The sequence below is a fragment of the Chryseobacterium sp. IT-36CA2 genome (genome assembly GCF_949767875.1).
Taxonomy (GTDB): domain Bacteria; phylum Bacteroidota; class Bacteroidia; order Flavobacteriales; family Weeksellaceae; genus Chryseobacterium.
On the sequence record NZ_CATKPG010000020.1, the window covers coordinates 515887 to 533085 of the forward strand.

Annotated in this window: 15 protein-coding genes; all 15 read right to left on the reverse strand. The window is 35.7% G+C overall.

Annotated elements, in window-relative coordinates:
* Positions 1–53: 53 nt before the first annotated feature.
* The 15 genes from ACM6F9_RS09715 to ACM6F9_RS09785 all read right to left on the reverse strand — a co-directional run bounded on the left by ACM6F9_RS09715 (position 54) and on the right by ACM6F9_RS09785 (position 17085).
* The gene (locus ACM6F9_RS09715; RefSeq protein WP_414845529.1) at positions 54–983 is read right to left on the reverse strand and encodes a UbiA family prenyltransferase; all 930 of its coding nucleotides are present in this window, start codon (positions 981–983) and stop codon (positions 54–56) included.
* Positions 984–993: 10 nt separating this feature from the next.
* A complete protein-coding gene (locus ACM6F9_RS09720) occupies positions 994–1920 on the reverse strand; it encodes a mevalonate kinase (protein WP_414845530.1) in 927 nt (308 codons plus the stop codon).
* Positions 1921–2052: 132 nt separating this feature from the next.
* On the reverse strand, positions 2053–4215 hold the full coding sequence (locus ACM6F9_RS09725; protein ID WP_414845531.1) for a M12 family metallo-peptidase: 2163 nt from the start codon (positions 4213–4215) through the stop codon (positions 2053–2055).
* A 176-nt stretch (positions 4216–4391) separates the two neighbouring features.
* Positions 4392–5882, reverse strand: a complete 1491-nt coding sequence (locus tag ACM6F9_RS09730) for an MFS transporter (protein WP_414845532.1) — start codon at positions 5880–5882, stop codon at positions 4392–4394.
* 106 nt (positions 5883–5988) lie between these two features.
* On the reverse strand, positions 5989–7167 hold the full coding sequence (locus tag ACM6F9_RS09735; RefSeq protein ID WP_129040076.1) for an acetyl-CoA C-acyltransferase: 1179 nt from the start codon (positions 7165–7167) through the stop codon (positions 5989–5991).
* A gap of 56 nt (positions 7168–7223) precedes the next feature.
* Positions 7224–7634, reverse strand: a complete 411-nt coding sequence (locus tag ACM6F9_RS09740; protein ID WP_414845533.1) for a hypothetical protein — start codon at positions 7632–7634, stop codon at positions 7224–7226.
* 2 nt (positions 7635–7636) lie between these two features.
* A complete protein-coding gene (locus ACM6F9_RS09745; protein WP_414845534.1) occupies positions 7637–8041 on the reverse strand; it encodes a hypothetical protein in 405 nt (134 codons plus the stop codon).
* A 345-nt stretch (positions 8042–8386) separates the two neighbouring features.
* Positions 8387–9769: a nucleoside permease gene (locus ACM6F9_RS09750; RefSeq protein ID WP_414845535.1), complete on the reverse strand. Its 1383-nt coding sequence runs from the start codon at positions 9767–9769 to the stop codon at positions 8387–8389.
* A gap of 22 nt (positions 9770–9791) precedes the next feature.
* Complete coding sequence (locus tag ACM6F9_RS09755; protein ID WP_105701413.1) at positions 9792–10391, reverse strand: bifunctional nuclease family protein; 600 nt, start codon at positions 10389–10391, stop codon at positions 9792–9794.
* Positions 10392–10571: 180 nt separating this feature from the next.
* Positions 10572–11519, reverse strand: a complete 948-nt coding sequence (locus tag ACM6F9_RS09760) for an electron transfer flavoprotein subunit alpha/FixB family protein (protein WP_414845536.1) — start codon at positions 11517–11519, stop codon at positions 10572–10574.
* A 34-nt stretch (positions 11520–11553) separates the two neighbouring features.
* A complete protein-coding gene (locus tag ACM6F9_RS09765; protein WP_414845537.1) occupies positions 11554–12300 on the reverse strand; it encodes an electron transfer flavoprotein subunit beta/FixA family protein in 747 nt (248 codons plus the stop codon).
* A gap of 200 nt (positions 12301–12500) precedes the next feature.
* Complete coding sequence (locus ACM6F9_RS09770) at positions 12501–13517, reverse strand: T9SS type A sorting domain-containing protein (protein WP_414845538.1); 1017 nt, start codon at positions 13515–13517, stop codon at positions 12501–12503.
* A gap of 254 nt (positions 13518–13771) precedes the next feature.
* Positions 13772–14476 (reverse strand): SDR family oxidoreductase, encoded by a 705-nt coding sequence (locus ACM6F9_RS09775; protein ID WP_414845539.1) that lies wholly within the window; start codon positions 14474–14476, stop codon positions 13772–13774.
* Positions 14477–14556: 80 nt separating this feature from the next.
* Positions 14557–15495, reverse strand: coding sequence for a T9SS type A sorting domain-containing protein (locus ACM6F9_RS09780; RefSeq protein WP_414845540.1), 939 nt, complete (start codon positions 15493–15495; stop codon positions 14557–14559).
* A gap of 210 nt (positions 15496–15705) precedes the next feature.
* Positions 15706–17085, reverse strand: a complete 1380-nt coding sequence (locus ACM6F9_RS09785) for a dipeptidase (protein ID WP_105701409.1) — start codon at positions 17083–17085, stop codon at positions 15706–15708.
* Positions 17086–17199 lie beyond the last annotated feature (114 nt).

Here is a 17199-nt window from a genome sequence, read left to right on the forward strand (position 1 = left end):
AAATTTAGTTAGGCAAAGGTAGTAATAACCTCAGTTTATTTAAAGAATTTTTTTTATAATTTATGCTCTATTCCGTTTAAAAGCATTGCAATAATTCCTACAAAAACCCAAAATCGTAACACATTCAATGTAAAGAAGTTACTTCTACGAGATGCATTGATAATAAGATAGATGCATAGGATCATGACAAAAAGCCCTCCGGCAAAATAATAAGCCATGAATCCGGTAACGCCGGTTTTGGTAATGATCTTCATAGAAACCGCCATAGTGATCATCAATAAAGAAGCCAGTATAATTTTTGTATTTCTGGTTTTAAAATAGTTGGGAATTGTAGTATATCCAAAGGTTTTATCTACACTTTTGGTAAGAGTATCTTTTACAATATCAATACATAATAAGATCAGAAAAAGGAAAACGGCCATCAGAAATACCTTTTTGGAAAAGGTTTCATAGTACACCATCATTCCAAAAAACGGATATAAGGTAAGGCTGACAAAAGTAAGGTTATTTAAAATCAGTATCCTGCTCAGTTTATGGCTATAAAACCACATAAAAAACTGATATACCACAAAAAAAACAAACACATTATGGGAGATCATCCATGCTACTCCTAAAGAAATGGCACTGAGTGCCAGATACGCGTATAGAAAATATTTTTGTTTGATAAAACTCTGAACCCTTGTTCTGAAAGGTTTTACAATGTGGTCTTTTTCGATATCATAGAACTGATTAATAATACCACCCGCCAATATCGTAAGAACCGTACAGAAAATAATACCATGTACTTTGAAATCAAAGACAAATTTTTGGAAAGATTCATCCTGGTTGAACAGGAAAAAAGTAGAAACATAAAGGGCAAATGTCAACAGAGCTGCTACAAAAAAACGTGCTCCAAGGAGAAAGCCCACGAATTGTGAAAATCTGTAAAATATAGATTTTGATACATAGTTTTTAGATTGGAAAGTTTCTTTTTCAGAATTCATTCCAATCTGTTTAAAATCTGTAAATCACTTCTTTTTGGAAGCCTTCAAGCATTTTTTCTGCTTTTGCATAATCTTTGGTGAATCCTAAGATATAGCCGCCACCGCCACTACCGCATAGTTTCAGATAATAAGCATTAGAATCCAGACCTTTTTTCCAGATATTAAAAATACTTTCAGGAATCATAGGACGGAAATGTTCATATGCCCAGTGAGAAAGCTTTTTCAGGTTTCTGAAGAAAGGATTCATATCTTTTTTAAGGAAAGATTCAATACATGCGTTGTTGTAACGGATGAATTCTTCTTTCAGGGTTTTACGGAAACCTTCGGCTTTCATTTTTTCAAAGAAAATCTGAATCATTGGTCCTGTTTCTCCCGTTATTCCGGAATCAATCAGGAAAATAGCTCCTTTTCCTTCTTCTCCTTCAGGAATATTTACTCTGTCTAAATTTTCTTTATTTTCGATCAGAATTGGGAGATTCATATAACAGATCAGTGGATCCATTCCAGAACTTTTCCCATGGAAATAGCTTTCCATTTCTCCGAAAACAGCTTTTAATTTTTTAAGATTATCTTTTGAAATATTCTCAGGATTCAGTTTGCTGATTGAATATTTTTCAAAAATAGCAGCTACCAAAGCTCCTGAACTTCCCACTCCATATCCCTGAGGAATATTGGAATCAAAGAAAAGTCCGTTTGAAATATCTTTTTTGAAGCTCTCGATATCCAACTTAAAATCGTCAGAAAGATCAAGTGCTGTAAGAAATTCAGAGTATTTCTGCAGATGTTTGTTGGAATTAAGTTCAAAATCAGAACTCAGATCTGAAAATTTCAAAGTTCCTTTATAGAAACTGTAAGGTACTACAAGTCCCTGGGAATCTTCGATCATTCCATATTCTCCGAACAGAATTATTTTTGCATAAAATAAAGGGTTGGTCATGTTGACAATAAATCTTTTTGCAAAGTTAAAAATTATTCCGCTGAATATAAGCAAAACTCAGGCCGAAATTTTTCTATGAATATACAAAAAAAGCCTGATAATCTCAGGCTTTCATCATAAATTATTTAAAAATTACTGTTTGATCAACTTTTTGTTGATGGTTTGTTTCTCTGTTTCAACGGTAATCACATAGTTTCCTGTCTGAATTGAGGAAAGGTTTATTTCCTGTTTGTTCCCTTTTAAAGAAGAATCAGAGAGTACCAGTCTTCCGGCTTCGTCATAGATTTTATATCCTTTCAATTTTTCTTTTGAAGAAAGGGTGATCATATTTTTGGCAGGATTCGGATAAATATCTATTGAATTATTTTTAATATTAATATCTTCTACAGCTAATACACTGCAAGAGAAATTTGCATTCCATCCATTTCCTGTTACCCCTCCATCAGAAACAAATTTTACGGTTATTGCCCCTGAAGGATGTGTTGATACAAAAGGACCAGGAATTGTACTTCCGCTTAGATTATTTCCATTGGCAAACAATGGTGAAGCTGTGGAAGGACCATTATACACATACATAAAATCGTATCCCTGCTCAATATCAAACGTGGTAAACGCCATTGTCATAGAAGATCCAGAAGTAGGATAAAATGTTTTTACCAATTCTTCATTATCCTTATACTGCCCTGTTGAACCTCCTGTATCTACAAATTGAGTTCCGTCACACCATGCTCCATCAGTCAAAAAGAGCTGTGATAACTGGAATGCGTTTGGTCCGCTGCAATCAGTTCCTACATTTAATCTGTAATAAGTAGCTGGCTGAAGATTTGTAAAATTAAAAGATGGTGTATTTGCATTTCCGGAAGATATGGGTGTTCCACTACTTGTTGTCAGTTTATACTTCCATGATGTAGAGGCAGCATCAGTAAAAGAAGCATTTGCAGAGTTTTGTGTGATATTGTTAATTGTAAAGTTGGAGATGGATGTAGGACATGATGTGGTACAATTGGTTCCAAGACATCCTTTTGAATCTACTGTATTTCTGATCAGTGTTGCTGGCTGTATGCCAAAACCATTCGCAAAATTAATTCCTACACTGCTTACCAAATGGCAATAGCTCATAATAGTACCACCACCTGCCGGAGGAAGAGCCGCAGTACATCCTTCATTATTTCCTGACGCAGGCCCGCATCCATCAATAGCTGTATTATTTCCATTCCAGAAACAAGAATGTGTATGTGGAGAGCCTAAATTATGTCCAAGCTCATGCGTCATGGCTTCTATATTCCATGAATAGGTGGGTACATTTTGATAATTAAAATTCGTACCACAATAAGAATATCTGTAATCGGTACATAATGAATTTACATATGCGATACTTGTTGTGGCAGGATTTCTTAATAATTGTGCCAAATCCCCGTTAAAAGAAGTTCTGGTGGTTCTGAACTGGTCCAGAATTGTGCCTGGTGAGCCTGCATAAGGGTCAGTGGTTGTCCAAACAAAAACTTCGCTTAAAGCCACATTTATATTCTCATTGGCGTACAAAGTTGCCACATTATTATGCATAGCTGTCACCCAATTGGCTGTAGTTGTCGTATTGCTTCCGTTTTGGGTATATGGGCCAAAACCTGCTTCATAGTAGATTCTTACACAGTTGTCCGTTTTCTTTTTACTGGTATTATTAGGGTTAAAAACAGGTCTTTGAACCTGATTTTCTTTCAGCCCATCTACATCACAAGCAAATGGATTAGAACCTGTTAATTTAGAATCCGAATAGCTTACAAAATCTTCAGAGTTTTTAGCTTTTCCCACTACTATATTTCCTAATTCAGGAGTAGAAGCAACTCCTACAATATCATCATTAAAAAAGCTAAAGGCGACAATTGAAGCATTATCTCCTTTTACAATCCCTTGATAATAAACTCCCGGTGTATATTCTACTGCTTTCCCTTTCTCTGTAACTACTTTAAAATCGTTAGTTAAGATCTGATGTTTGTACATTTCAACAGTGATCTGTCTGCCACCATCAAAGGGAAAAGATATTTCAAGAAAATCAGGTTTCTCTTTAATTAACCTTTTCAGTTCTGTAGACTTCAGAGACATTACAGTGATATCAGTTGCGGCCTTTTGGTATTCAGTAATTTTATCAGCATTTTTATTTGTCTCAAATAAACTATAGCTTTTAACTTCTGTTTTCCGATTATGAAATTCCGAAACTTTTTGCGCAACCGGTTTTAAATTCTGAGAAAAATTGAGAATAAAACATTGCAAAAAGCAAATTAGTAGAAAATTTTTCATGATTTTGTCATTTTGTTATTTTTACAAATTAACAAAAAAAATCAAAACATAGTGAAAAATCATTACTACATTCTAGTATTTATTACGAGTACATAAATAAATCAAACAAAATAATTAAATAGATGTTTTTTATTCGTTAAAATAAAAAAAGACGTTAAAAATAACGCCTTTTAATTTTATAATGTTTCTCTGTCTGTTCTCATTTTGACCTTCAGGAATCGAATTAAGACTAATCCTGCACCAAAAAATATGGTCATTGATAAAGCTGCAATACGCATATTGTTGAAATGTTCAATCAATGTTGCAAAGATGAATGTTCCGATGATTATGGCAATTTTCTCCAATACATCATAGAAACTGAAGTAGGTAGTGTTCTCCATGGAATTTTCCGGAAGCAGTTTCGAATAGGTAGATCTGGACATTGCCTGAAGTCCTCCCATCACTAAACCTACTACCGCAGCAACTCCATAGAACTGATATTCTACTGTAGGATTTTCTTTGTTCAGGAAATAAGCCCATAAACAAGCTACAATCCAAAGTACAATAGCAATTGAAATTACGTTTCTGTTACCAATTCTCTTAGATAATCTTGAGAAAATAACAGCTCCGATGATGGCTTCAATTTGAATAACCAAAAGGGTTCCGATCAATTTATCCTGAGCAAGGTTGATCTCACTCTTTCCAAATAAAGTAGCCATAAGGAAAATGGTCTGCATTCCTACACTGTAAAAGAAGAAACTTGACAGGAAGAATTTCAGATTTCTATCTTTGAAAAGCTCTCCTCCTACTTTAAACAGTTCATGAAAACTTTCTTTTGCTATATCTTTATAAAAGCTCAGATTATCTTTAAATACCTCAAAGAAACCTCCCTGATCTTCATGCTTTTTGAAGATGTTTTTATAATTCAGTAATACCAAATCTTTAGGAAGTTTATCCTTCACATCCCCAAATTGAGGAAGGTGCTTGAATGTATATTGGGAAAACCCGAACCACCATGCTCCTGTTAATAGGAAACTGATTCTGGTAAATAGTAACTGCTGAGCTGCTCCTTTAGCAAAAACCTGAATTAAAATTAAACAGATTACTACCAAAACTACAGAACCGATATATCCGTAAACATATCCTCTGGCAGAAAGTGCATCCTGCCTGTCTGGTGTAGCAATATCCGGAAGGAACGAGTTATAAAACACTAAACTTCCCCAGAACCCTACACTGGCTGTAATACTGAATAAGAGTCCCAGAAATACGTTATGCATCCCTGTAAACATAGCTAATCCCATACAAGACGTTGCTCCAAGGTAGCAGAAAAACTGCAGGAAAGATTTTTTGTTTCCGATGGTATCTGCTAAAGAAGATAAAAACGGCGACAATAATACTACGATAAAGAATGATATCGTAAGTGAATATCCGTATACGGCATCCGGCTGATATCCTTCTCCAAAAATTTTGATTGTATGCCTTACCGGAACATCAATCCATGTTTTCGTTTCTGCTATGTATTCCTTTTTCTCATACGCTGTGGTAAGGATAGAGTAATAAATAGGGAAAATAGTAGAGGTAATAACCAGGGAATAAACGGAATTCGCCCAGTCATATACAGCCCAGGCTTTCATAATCTTCGGATTATTCTTTATGTTTTTAGGCTGTCGATTCTCAGTTTCAGACATTTCAAATATATATTAGTAGCACAAAAATAGAAAAACCATTAAGAAATGGATAAGTTTTTAAAAAAATTATCAATTCCTTAATGGTAATATACTCTGAAACAGAATATTAGATATTTTCAATCACGATAGCAGAAGCACCTCCACCACCGTTGCAGATTGCTGCTGCACCGTATTTTGCATTATTTTGCTTCAATACATTAATCAATGTAACGATGATTCTTGATCCTGAACTTCCCAATGGGTGTCCTAGAGCAACAGCTCCTCCGTTTACGTTTACTTTAGCTGCATCTAATCCTAAGATTTTGTTATTAGCCAATCCTACTACTGAGAATGCTTCGTTGAATTCGAAGAAATCGATATCAGAAACTTCTAATCCTGCTTTTTTAAGAGCGATAGGTAGTGCTTTAGCCGGAGCAGTAGTAAAGTTTTCAGGCTCATGTGCTGCATCAGCATAAGAAACAATTTTTGCAAGAGGCTTTAATCCAAGTTCTTCCATTTTTTCTTTAGAAACAAGGATTAGCGCAGAAGCACCGTCGTTCAAAGTAGATGCATTAGCTGCAGTTACCGTTCCTTCTTCTTTTTTGAATACAGTAGGAAGTGTTGAAATTCTGTCGAAGTTTACAGCTTTGTATTCTTCATCTTCAGCAAAAATTACAGGCTCTCCTTTTCTCTGTGGAATAGAAACCGGTACAATTTCTTCGTTGAATTTGCCTTCGCTCCATGCTTTTGCTGATCTTTTGTAAGATTCAACAGCAAAGTTATCCTGATCTTCTCTTGTGATATTATAGTCTACCGCACATTTTTCTGCACATACTCCCATATGTACTTTGTTGTATACGTCTGTAAGACCGTCAAGTACCATTCCATCAAGCATTTTGATATCGCCTAATTTTGTAGCAACTCTTGCATTATAATAGTGAGGAACTAAAGACATATTTTCCATACCTCCTGCAACAATTACTTCTGCATCACCAGCTTTGATTGCCTGAGCAGCCATTGTTACAGCCTTCATTCCCGAAGCACATACTTTATTGACTGTAGTAGAAGGTGTATTGATTGAAAGACCTGCTCCTAAAGCTACCTGACGAGCCGGCGCCTGGCCTTCTCCTGCCTGAAGAACATTTCCCATATAGATTTCCTGAACCTGATTAGGATCTAAACCGATTTTATCTAATGCTCCTTTTACGGCAGTTGCTCCCAGTTTTGTAGCTGGAACTGTTGATAAGCTTCCCATAAAACTCCCCATAGGTGTTCTTACTGCGGAAACAATGAATACTTCTTTCATGTATATAATTTTTATTTAGCCAAACGGAACCAGTGTTCCATTTTTATAGTTAGAATTTATTTTACTTTTACGTACACAACGTCGAATGATGTTCCTTCAATCTTAGTATTCACTTTCAGAAGATTATCTTGTGTGGCTACTATTTTGTTATTGAAAACATCTCCTACCTGTGCAGGATCATTTTTATCAGACTTCTCCATGACAATAGCTTTGTAGTTGCAATCATCTACGAAAACCAATGTTGATTTGATAAAGTCTTTTCCATTATTAAAATATTCAGTTTGAACATTATCTTTAATGGTCATATACCATATTCCTTCCGGGTAATTAGGTCTTACAAATTTACCTTCTTTGATATTGGCACATTTAGCCGGATTATCCGGTTTTTTCTGCTCTGTTGTCTGAGCCTGAATCTGAATAGCTGCAGTCAACAGCATTCCTGCTGAGAATATTTTTAATAAGTTCATTTTTATATTTGTGTTGTATTATTAACTTTCTTATTTCCTCCTGAAAAAACCAGAAGAAAAGCTCCTAAAAACTCTACAATCCAGCCCCATCTCAGTTTAACGATACCGGCAAAAGTTTCCTGCCAGGATTTGAAAGGTAAAAAACTGAAATATTGTAGAGACTGCATTTTTACAGCAAATAAGGTAAACGCAAATAAAAGTATAAGCAGAATACCAAAAAACCTTACAATTTTTGCACTGTTATTGACGATTCCAAAAACAGCGCATGCTGAAAATAACCAACAGGCAATAGCCAGATAATGATCAAGCTTCCAATAGTTCCAGTTCCCAATAACAGGCACATGTACCAGGGGTAAAAAACTACCAACAATGACTAACAGTAATCCTAATAATTGAATATTTTTCATATTTACTAAAGTGCCAAAATACAAAAAAAAACACACTTTTAAAGAGAGTGTTTTAAAAATAGAAATTCCGCTTCCGAACACTTGTTAGTTATAAAAAATATTCGATATTTCTAATTATTACATAAAGAAAAAAGAGATTTATTATCAAATTAAAAATTAACATTTAAGGATTCTATATCAGGCTGAAGTCCTTATTTTTCTCCGGAAAAGCATCTTTTCAGAAATCAGGAATAAAAGTATTTTTTAATAAACAGGTTCCTGCCAACACAATGGCTTAAAAATAAAAAAAAATTGCATTTTTTTTTCAAAAATGCAATTTAATATCTTAATAAATGTAAGTTTCGATTAATGTTTCACTGAAGAAACATCTTCCGGATTGTGTTTATGCTTGAATAATATAGCAAAGAAAATCGCCAGTATCAACGCATAAATTGCAAAAGAAAGCCATATCTGCTGCCAGTCTTTTACCATTACTACAGAGGAAAGGGTTCCGTCTGCGTTCACAGCAGCATTAAAGCTATTCTTTAAAATTTCCAGGAAAGTAGGGTTATCAGGAGTTGTTTCCAGATAAGTAGACAGATCTGAAGCCGTTGTAAATTGATGGGTAAAAAATTTATCAATAGCCCACCCGGCAAGATAACTTCCAAAAACAGCTCCAAAACCGTTGGTCATCATCATAAACAATCCCTGAGCCGAAGAACGTATCTTTTTGTCAGTGGTAGTTTCTACGAAAAGTGAACCTGAGATATTGAAGAAATCAAAAGCCATTCCGTACACGATACATGAAAGAATGATTAATGAAAGTCCAAATCCATCCGGAACCCCATATGCGAAGAATCCGAATCTTAAAACCCATGCTAACATTGACATCAACATTACTTTTTTGATTCCAAATTTCTTCAGAAAGAAAGGAATCGCCAGAATAAACAGGGTTTCTGAAACCTGAGAAATTGACATGATAATGGTAGATCTCTGTACTACAAACGAATCAGCATACTTCGGGAAATGTGCAAATTCACTTAAGAAAACATCTCCATAGGCGTTCGTAAGCTGAAGTGCCGCTCCCAGAAGCATTGAAAATAAAAAGAACAATGCCATTTTATAGTTCCCGAAAAGCTTGAATGCATTCAATCCTAATTGCTCGGATAATGGTGAATTTTTATCAATCAGCTTTTGTGGTGGACATTTTGGTAATGTAAGGGCGTAAATTCCTAAGAAAATGGCTACAGCACCTCCAATATAAAACTGTCCTTCTGTCGCTTTGTTTCCACTAAGGTTGGTGATCCACATGGCAACAATAAAACCAATAGTTCCCCATACACGAATGGGAGGAAAGTCTTTTACTACATCCAGATTATTATTTTTCAGGATTGTATAAGAAATGGAGTTGGCAAGTGCGATAGTAGGCATATAGAAACACATGGCTATAAGCATTACCGAAAAGAAAGAATTCGGATCTGTGGAATGAGGTAATATGAAAAGAACAACCCCATAAAGAATGTGTAATACTGAAAATATACGTTCCGCATTGATCCAGCGGTCTGCGATAATTCCAGTAATGGTTGGCATAAAGATGGAAGCAATTCCCATTGTTCCGAACACAGCTCCAAACTGAGTTCCTTCCCAATGTTTGGTGCCAAACCAGAAGTTTGCCATCGTAATCAGCCATGCTCCCCACACAAAAAACTGGAGAAAACTGAGGATGGTCAGTCGTAATTTTAAATTCATAGTTTATATAAAAAGTATCTCTTTAGTCAATTGTCTTTTTCCTCCTTTTGATTTCTTCCTGAATCTCAAGGGCAGTATCATAGTCTTCTTCTTTAACGGCATCTTCCAATAATTTCTGAAGCTCTTCCATGGAAAGAGATTTTAGATTATCTTCTGTCTGTACAGTTTCTGAGAAAGATTGATCTTCTTTTGCTACGTCTTCCAGCTCCAGTAAAATCCCGGCTTCATTTAAAACCTGCTGTGTGGTAAATATAGGCGCATCAAATCTTACGGCCATGGCAACGGCATCAGAAGTTCTGGCATCAAGGATTAATTCTTCTTCGGTAACTTTATTTTTAAAGTTGATATTAGAGAAAAATACTCCGTCTACAATCTGATAGATTATGACAGAAATCAACTCATAATTGGCAGAAACTATAAATTTTGTAAATAAATCATGAGTAAGAGGACGCGGTGGATGAATATCTTTTTCCAATCCAAGAGAGATAGACTGAGCTTCGAAATTTCCTATAACAACAGGTAATTTTATGTGTGTTTCTTCATGTTCCAGTAACAATGCGTACGCCCCCGATTGGGTTTGGCTGTACGATATTCCGCGAATAATTAGCTGCTTATAATCCATAGCTACAAATATAGATTAATTTTTTGTTGTGTTTTCACTTTTTTACGCAAAAATAAAAGCCCGGAAAGCCGAGCTTTTATTTATTTTTTTAAGAGTTGTAAGTGGTTAATAGTGAATTTGCTTTGCGGGTAAATGATTAAAATTGATGAGCAAAGTGCATTAACTATTCCTCACTGACTTTTATCCTTTAATTGCTTTAATTTTCTCTGTTAGTGCAGGAATAATCTGGAAAGCATCTCCTACTACCCCGTAGTCAGCAGACTTGAAGAATGGTGCTTCAGGATCACTGTTGATTACTACGATAGTTTTTGAAGAGTTTACTCCGGCAAGGTGCTGAATAGCTCCTGAGATACCTACAGCCACATAAAGGTTAGGTGCAATTGCTTTACCTGTCTGTCCTACGTGTTCTGTGTGAGGTCTCCATCCGATATCAGAAACAGGCTTAGAACATGCTGTAGCAGCTCCTAAAACGTTTGCTAAATCTTCAATCATTCCCCAGTTTTCAGGACCTTTCATCCCTCTACCAGCAGAAACAACAACTTCAGCTTCTTTAAGGTCTAATTTGCCTGAACTTTGCTCATGAGAAATCACTTTTGTATCTTCATTAGCTACAGATAAGTTTTTCACTTCTTCTGAACCTGATACTGCATTTTCTTTAACACCGAAAGCATTTTGAGAAACCGTAACGATTACTCCGTTTCCTTCTGCTTTTGCATGCATGAAACCTTTTCCTGAGAATGCTCTTCTCTTCACCTGGAAAGGAGAAAGACTTTCAGGAGCTTCTAATGCATTAGTAATTAAAGAATAATTCTTCATTACAGCAAACATAGGAGCAATTGAAGAAGCATCAGTAGTATGAGGGAAAACAATGATATTTCCGTCTGCTACTTCGCTTACAGCCTGTGCAAATGCTTTTGCTGAGAAGTTTTTAAGACCTTCGTCTTTGATATTGATAACGTTTGACGCTCCATATTTGTATAATAAATCTGAAGAATCTGTTGGGTTTACAGAGATTGCTGTAACAGTGTCTCCAGCTTTATCTGCGATAGCTTTAGCATAAGAAACTGCTTCGAAAGCTGCTTTTTTGTAAACTCCATTTATATTTTCTGCGTATACGAATACTGCCATTTTAAAATAATTTAAAGATTAAAAAATTTAAAGATTAGATTACTTTAGCTTCTTCGTGAAGTAATCTTACCAATTCATCCAGATTGTCAGGAGAAACCATTTTCACAGCTGCTCTTGCAGGAACGCTGTCATAAGACACTCCCTGAACTTTTACTTCTGAAGAAGAAGGCTCTACTACCTGTAGAGGTTTTGTTCTTGCAGACATAATTCCTCTCATATTCGGGATGATAAGATCTTTTTCATCTACTAATCCTTTCTGACCTGCAATAATTGCCGGTAATTTTACAGAAATAGTTTCTTTTCCTCCTTCAATTTCTCTTACTGCCGTAGCTTCACTTCCATTCACGTCTAATCCTACTGAAGCGTTTACGAAAGGCTGGTTCAATAACTGAGCCACCATTCCCGGAACAGAACCTCCGTTATAGTCAATGGATTCTTTTCCGCAAAGAATAAGATCATATCCTCCGTTTTGAGCTACAGCTGCAATTTCTTTTGCTGTAGAATAGCTGTCTTTTGGATCAAGATTTACTCTTACAGCATCGTTAGCACCAATAGCTAAAGCTTTTCTAATTACAGGCTCTGTAGCAGCATCCCCTATGTTGATTACTGTTACTGTTGCTCCCTGAGATTCCTGAAGTTTAACCGCTTTTGTCAATGCAAATTCGTCTAGCGGGTTGATTACCCACTGAATTCCGTTTTTGTCGAAAGCAGATTTATCTGCTGTAAAGTTAATTTTGGAAGTAGTATCCGGAACACTACTAATACAAACTAATATTTTCATGTGTACTATTTTATTTTTTCCCTTTAATGCATCCACCCATGACGATTTTTGCAGAGATTTTGTTTGAATTAATTTTTGCTAATATAAGCAAAAAATATATTATGCATGCATAATATATATTGATTTGTTATTCAGAGCATTAAAATTAACAAAACGCCCTATTACAGAGCGTTTTGATGTTATTAAAAGTAAGATTAAGATTATTTTTTAATGATTTTTTTAGAAAATTTATTTCCCTTTATTTCAATGTTAACTGTATAAATTCCCGGGATAAGATTCCGGATATCTACTTTATTATGATTTAACTGAACCTCCATTTTTCTTCCTGACATATTTGTAACTTCAACTTGGGTAACTGGTTCTTCTGATTGTATATTCAGAAAATCAGTTGCAGGATTTGGGTAGACTGAAATTCTGTTTTCTTGTGCAACAGCTTCTTTGGTTCCCAATGTTGCAGCATTTGCCGCTGTTACCATATAATCATCAAAAGAAGTGATATTCACTACGGTATTCCCTGCGCTGGCTACTGAAACGAAATCCATTTCGAAAGGATCCACACCAGCCGCTGCAGGGGTATGTGTTGATGCAGGGCTGTAAGTACCACCACCAGGGGTTGTCCATGTAACAACTCCTGTTGTTTTATTGAATGTACAGCTCAAAGTAATCCAGGTATTGGGTGGATAGATAGCAGTAGCAGGTTCCAGATAAAATAGATAATTTCCGGTTACCCCTGATGATATTTTGGTGTAGTATGCAATTCCAACAATACGTTGTGTATTGTATTCATATCCGGCTCCTAGTAATGTTTTATGGGTTGTTCCGTCATAAATCAATACAGTTCCCCGCCCTACACCTCCTGTAGAGCTTCCCGTGTAAAGATTAAAACTCAGTTTAAGGATATCATTTCCGGAGGTTCTTCCTGCCCAGGCCGTTCCAAGGCCATTTTTCCACATATATTTTGTTACCGGACCACCAGCACTTCCTGTAAGCTGTAAAGATTTTCCATGGGAAGCATCTATATTTACGATCTGTGCTTCGGAATTGGATCCTCCTGCAAAATCTGTATAAAACCCGCCTTGCCCGGGAGTAGCTGCAGTAATGTCTGTCCCTACATTTCCTACAGTATATGTATTAAAGCTGTCACTTTCCAGTGTCTGGGCATTCCATGTTTGAAATAAAATCAACAAAAATGCATTAATTGATAGAAAATTTTTCATATTTTTATTTTAATTCGAAACCAAACTTACTTCAGTTTAAAAATAGAATCAATACCAGTTATTAGGTAGATTTTAACCCCTATCCTATTAATGATTATATAATTAAGTGAAGAAAGAGTGGTTTCTATCCATAGGACAACAAAAGCTTTAAAAAGTTGCCTGCGAAATAAAAACATCTATCAATTAATGTACTCTTATTGAATTCGTTATCCTAAAAAATTATTATTTTAACTATAAATTTTTAAGATCAAACATTATGATGGTTTAGTAGCCCTAAATTCTATTTTACTAGGTAAAACTCTTGGATTCATCTTCAAAATATCCAACACAAGATTTCCCATATCCTCCGGCTGAATTTTCCAACTGTCCTTTTCCGATGGAGTATTTCCGTTAAAATGGGTCGCTACTGATCCAGGCATAATGACTGTGGACTTAATATTATACTTTCTTAGGTCAATCATAGCAGCTTGTGTGAAACCTACGACTCCGAATTTTGAAGCATTGTACCCTGTTCCGTTTTCAAAGAAATTTGCTCCTGCCAGACTGGAAATGGTAATATAATACCCTTCCGTCTTTTTCAATTCTTCTACAGAGGCTTTTAAGGTATAAAAAACACCCGTAAGGTTGGTTTCTATCATATCATTCCATTCTTCTGCCGTCAATTCATCTACGGGCTTAAAAATGCCTAATCCTGCATTGGCAATGATATAATCTAGTCTTCCAAACTTTTCAACCGCATGTTTTACAGCTTCCTGCTCATTTTCCAGGCTTCTTACATCAGAAACAATTCCCAACACATTTTCTGAGTATTGTTTAAGCTCTTCTTCGGCCTTCATTACATCTTCTCTTTTTCTGCCTGAAAATGCTACTGATATTCCATTTTCAAGTAAAATCTTAGCAATTCCGAAACCGATACCTTTGGTTCCTCCTGTTATATAAGCTGTTTTATTTTCTGACATCTATTTAATAATTTTAATTGTCTAAAATAACAAAAACGCCCCAATTGGAGCGTTTTGCTGATGCTAAGATTGATCAGGATTTATTTTTTAATGAATTTCTTATTGAATCTTCCTTTCTCTGTATCGATGATAAGAATATAATTTCCGGCAGTTAATTCTGATACATTTACAGAGGCATCATTTTTCTTATCACTGGATAATACAGTCTTTATTGATTTTCCAGTCATATCAATAATGCTCACCAGATTAATTTTCGCTTCTTTTGAGGTAACATTGATGACATCTGCAACCGGATTAGGATAAAATGTTAATTCTATATCACTTAAATCCGATTCTTTTACACCCATGACCTGTAATTCGGTATTAATTTTAATATTATCAATATAAGCCGATCCTAACGCGTTATTATGTACAAAACGCAGCTGATTGATATTCATAGCGCCTGCAGCTGTACCTGTATAAATGAGGACGTTATTAAGATAGTAACTGACCTCTGCAGGGCTTCCAACAACCTTGAATCTATACCATGTATTAGGCAGCCAGGCTGAAGGGATGGAAATCAGATCCTGTACACCTGATATGGTATTCAGAATCTTGACCAGTCCGGTTTTATCAAAATCCAATCTCACAACAACCTGATCATCAATACCACTCACCCCTTGAAAGCCAAAATCAGAGCCGTTGAGCTGTGACATATTGATATCGAATGATACTGAGAAGTTGTTGTAGGAAAGAGGGGGTGGCAGATTATAAAAACCTCCTATAATAGGCTCGGATTGGGTTCCATAGGTTGTTTCTTTGACAATTTTGAGGGATGTGCTTCCGTCACTCGCTTTATCAGAACTGATGGTTTGATGGGTTATATTTTCAGGAACACCTCCTGTAGGTGTACTGATCCAGCCAGCTTGTCCGTTGATATTTCCGGTGTTAAATCCTTCATTGGATTCAAAAGATACTGTCTGTTGCGCAAAAACGCATGTTGACAATAGTAAAAATGCAATTAAGTAGTATTTTTTCATGGTAAATCAAGTTTTGTATTAAAAATATAAACTTTCCATGAATAGTGAAATAACTTATTGCAAATAAAAATTAACACTTTTATTTTCAGTGAATTTAATTTTTAAAGGACACTAAAAACACATTTCTAAAAGGTGACAATGGTATGAAATGGATAAAAAAATAAGGTATCTCTTTGCAGAAATACCTTATCATTTGTTATTTTCGTTGAATTACTTTGAATAATTTTCAAAAAACATTGGAATACTTTCAATTCCTTTATAGAAATTAAATAATCCATAGTGTTCGTTTGGAGAGTGGATCGCATCAGAATCCAACCCAAAGCCCATCAATACAGACTTAGCGCCTAAAATCTGCTCAAACATGGCTGTAATAGGAATACTTCCTCCTCCTCTGTACGGAAGAACTTCTTTTCCAAATGCTGATTCCATTGCTTCTTTTGCAGCAGCAAATTCTTTAGTATCTGTTGGTAAAACGTAAGGCATACCTCCGTGGTGAGGGGTTACTTTAATTTTTACTGTATCTGGAGCAATCTTTTCAAAATATTTTGTGAATTTCTCTGTGATCTCCTGAGGAGTCTGGTAAGGAACCAAACGCATTGAAATTTTAGCAAAAGCTTTTGAAGGAATTACTGTTTTTGCTCCTTCTCCTGTATAACCACCCCAGATTCCGTTGCAGTCTAAAGTAGGACGAATAGATGTTCTTTCTAACGTTGTATATCCTTTTTCCCCTTCGATATTGCTTAATCCGATTGATTTTTTGAATTCTTCCGGATTGTCTTTCAATTTGTTCATTTCAGCTCTTTCTGCGTCTGAAACCGTTTCTACATTGTCGTAGAACCCGTCAATCGTAATGTGCCCGTTTTCGTCGATCAGATTAGCGATCATTCTTGAAAGAACATGAATAGGGTTTGGAACTGCTCCACCATAAAGCCCTGAGTGCAGGTCTCTGTTTGGCCCTTCCACTTCTACTTCTACATAGCTTAAACCTCTTAATCCTGTTGTTACAGTAGGCTGTTCGTTGCTGTAGATATGCGTATCCGAAATTAAGATACAATCGCAAGTTAATTTCTCTTTATTTTCATTTACCCAGTCTCCCAAGCTTACAGATCCTACTTCTTCTTCTCCTTCTAAGATAAATTTAACATTGCAAGGAAGAGCATTGGTTTTCATCATGGCTTCAAAAGCCTTCAGGTGCATGAAAAACTGTCCTTTATCATCAGCAGAACCTCTTGCGAAGATGGCACCTTCAGGGTGTAATTCAGTTTTCTCAATATAAGGCTCAAAAGGAGGTTTTGTCCATAATTCCAATGGATCTGCCGGCTGAACATCATAGTGTCCATAAACCAATACTGTAGGTAAATTTTTATCTAAAATCTTTTCCCCGAAAACAATTGGATACCCTTTTGTCTGGCAAATTTCAACATTATCAGCTCCTGCATTCTTAAGGTGTGCTGCCACTACATCTGCACATTTCAAAACGTCATCTTTATACGCCGGATCTGCAGAAATAGAAGGAATTCTCAATAACTCAAATAATTCATCCACGAAACGCTGTTTGTTTTCGTTAATGTAATTTAATGTCTCTTGCATTGTAAAAATTTATTTTGTTAAAATTAAAAAAAATGCCTGGCAGGGACAAACAAAAAGGAATGATTTTCCAAACCTTGTGTTACTGAGCCCGTTAGTCAGATTTTTTAATAAAAA

What these genes read in the sequence shown, in the direction of transcription:
- ACM6F9_RS09770 (WP_414845538.1), bottom strand. Translation starts at nt 13,517, where the DNA reads ATGAAAAATTTTCTATCAATTAATGCATTTTTGTTGATTTTATTTCAA.
- ACM6F9_RS09750 (WP_414845535.1), bottom strand. Translation starts at nt 9,769, where the DNA reads ATGAATTTAAAATTACGACTGACCATCCTCAGTTTTCTCCAGTTTTTT.
- ACM6F9_RS09775 (WP_414845539.1), bottom strand. Translation starts at nt 14,476, where the DNA reads ATGTCAGAAAATAAAACAGCTTATATAACAGGAGGAACCAAAGGTATC.
- ACM6F9_RS09740 (WP_414845533.1), bottom strand. Translation starts at nt 7,634, where the DNA reads ATGAACTTATTAAAAATATTCTCAGCAGGAATGCTGTTGACTGCAGCT.
- ACM6F9_RS09785 (WP_105701409.1), bottom strand. Translation starts at nt 17,085, where the DNA reads ATGCAAGAGACATTAAATTACATTAACGAAAACAAACAGCGTTTCGTG.
- ACM6F9_RS09730 (WP_414845532.1), bottom strand. Translation starts at nt 5,882, where the DNA reads ATGTCTGAAACTGAGAATCGACAGCCTAAAAACATAAAGAATAATCCG.
- ACM6F9_RS09780 (WP_414845540.1), bottom strand. Translation starts at nt 15,495, where the DNA reads ATGAAAAAATACTACTTAATTGCATTTTTACTATTGTCAACATGCGTT.
- ACM6F9_RS09760 (WP_414845536.1), bottom strand. Translation starts at nt 11,519, where the DNA reads ATGGCAGTATTCGTATACGCAGAAAATATAAATGGAGTTTACAAAAAA.
- ACM6F9_RS09765 (WP_414845537.1), bottom strand. Translation starts at nt 12,300, where the DNA reads ATGAAAATATTAGTTTGTATTAGTAGTGTTCCGGATACTACTTCCAAA.
- ACM6F9_RS09720 (WP_414845530.1), bottom strand. Translation starts at nt 1,920, where the DNA reads ATGACCAACCCTTTATTTTATGCAAAAATAATTCTGTTCGGAGAATAT.
- ACM6F9_RS09715 (WP_414845529.1), bottom strand. Translation starts at nt 983, where the DNA reads ATGAATTCTGAAAAAGAAACTTTCCAATCTAAAAACTATGTATCAAAA.
- ACM6F9_RS09745 (WP_414845534.1), bottom strand. Translation starts at nt 8,041, where the DNA reads ATGAAAAATATTCAATTATTAGGATTACTGTTAGTCATTGTTGGTAGT.
- ACM6F9_RS09725 (WP_414845531.1), bottom strand. Translation starts at nt 4,215, where the DNA reads ATGAAAAATTTTCTACTAATTTGCTTTTTGCAATGTTTTATTCTCAAT.
- ACM6F9_RS09755 (WP_105701413.1), bottom strand. Translation starts at nt 10,391, where the DNA reads ATGGATTATAAGCAGCTAATTATTCGCGGAATATCGTACAGCCAAACC.
- ACM6F9_RS09735 (WP_129040076.1), bottom strand. Translation starts at nt 7,167, where the DNA reads ATGAAAGAAGTATTCATTGTTTCCGCAGTAAGAACACCTATGGGGAGT.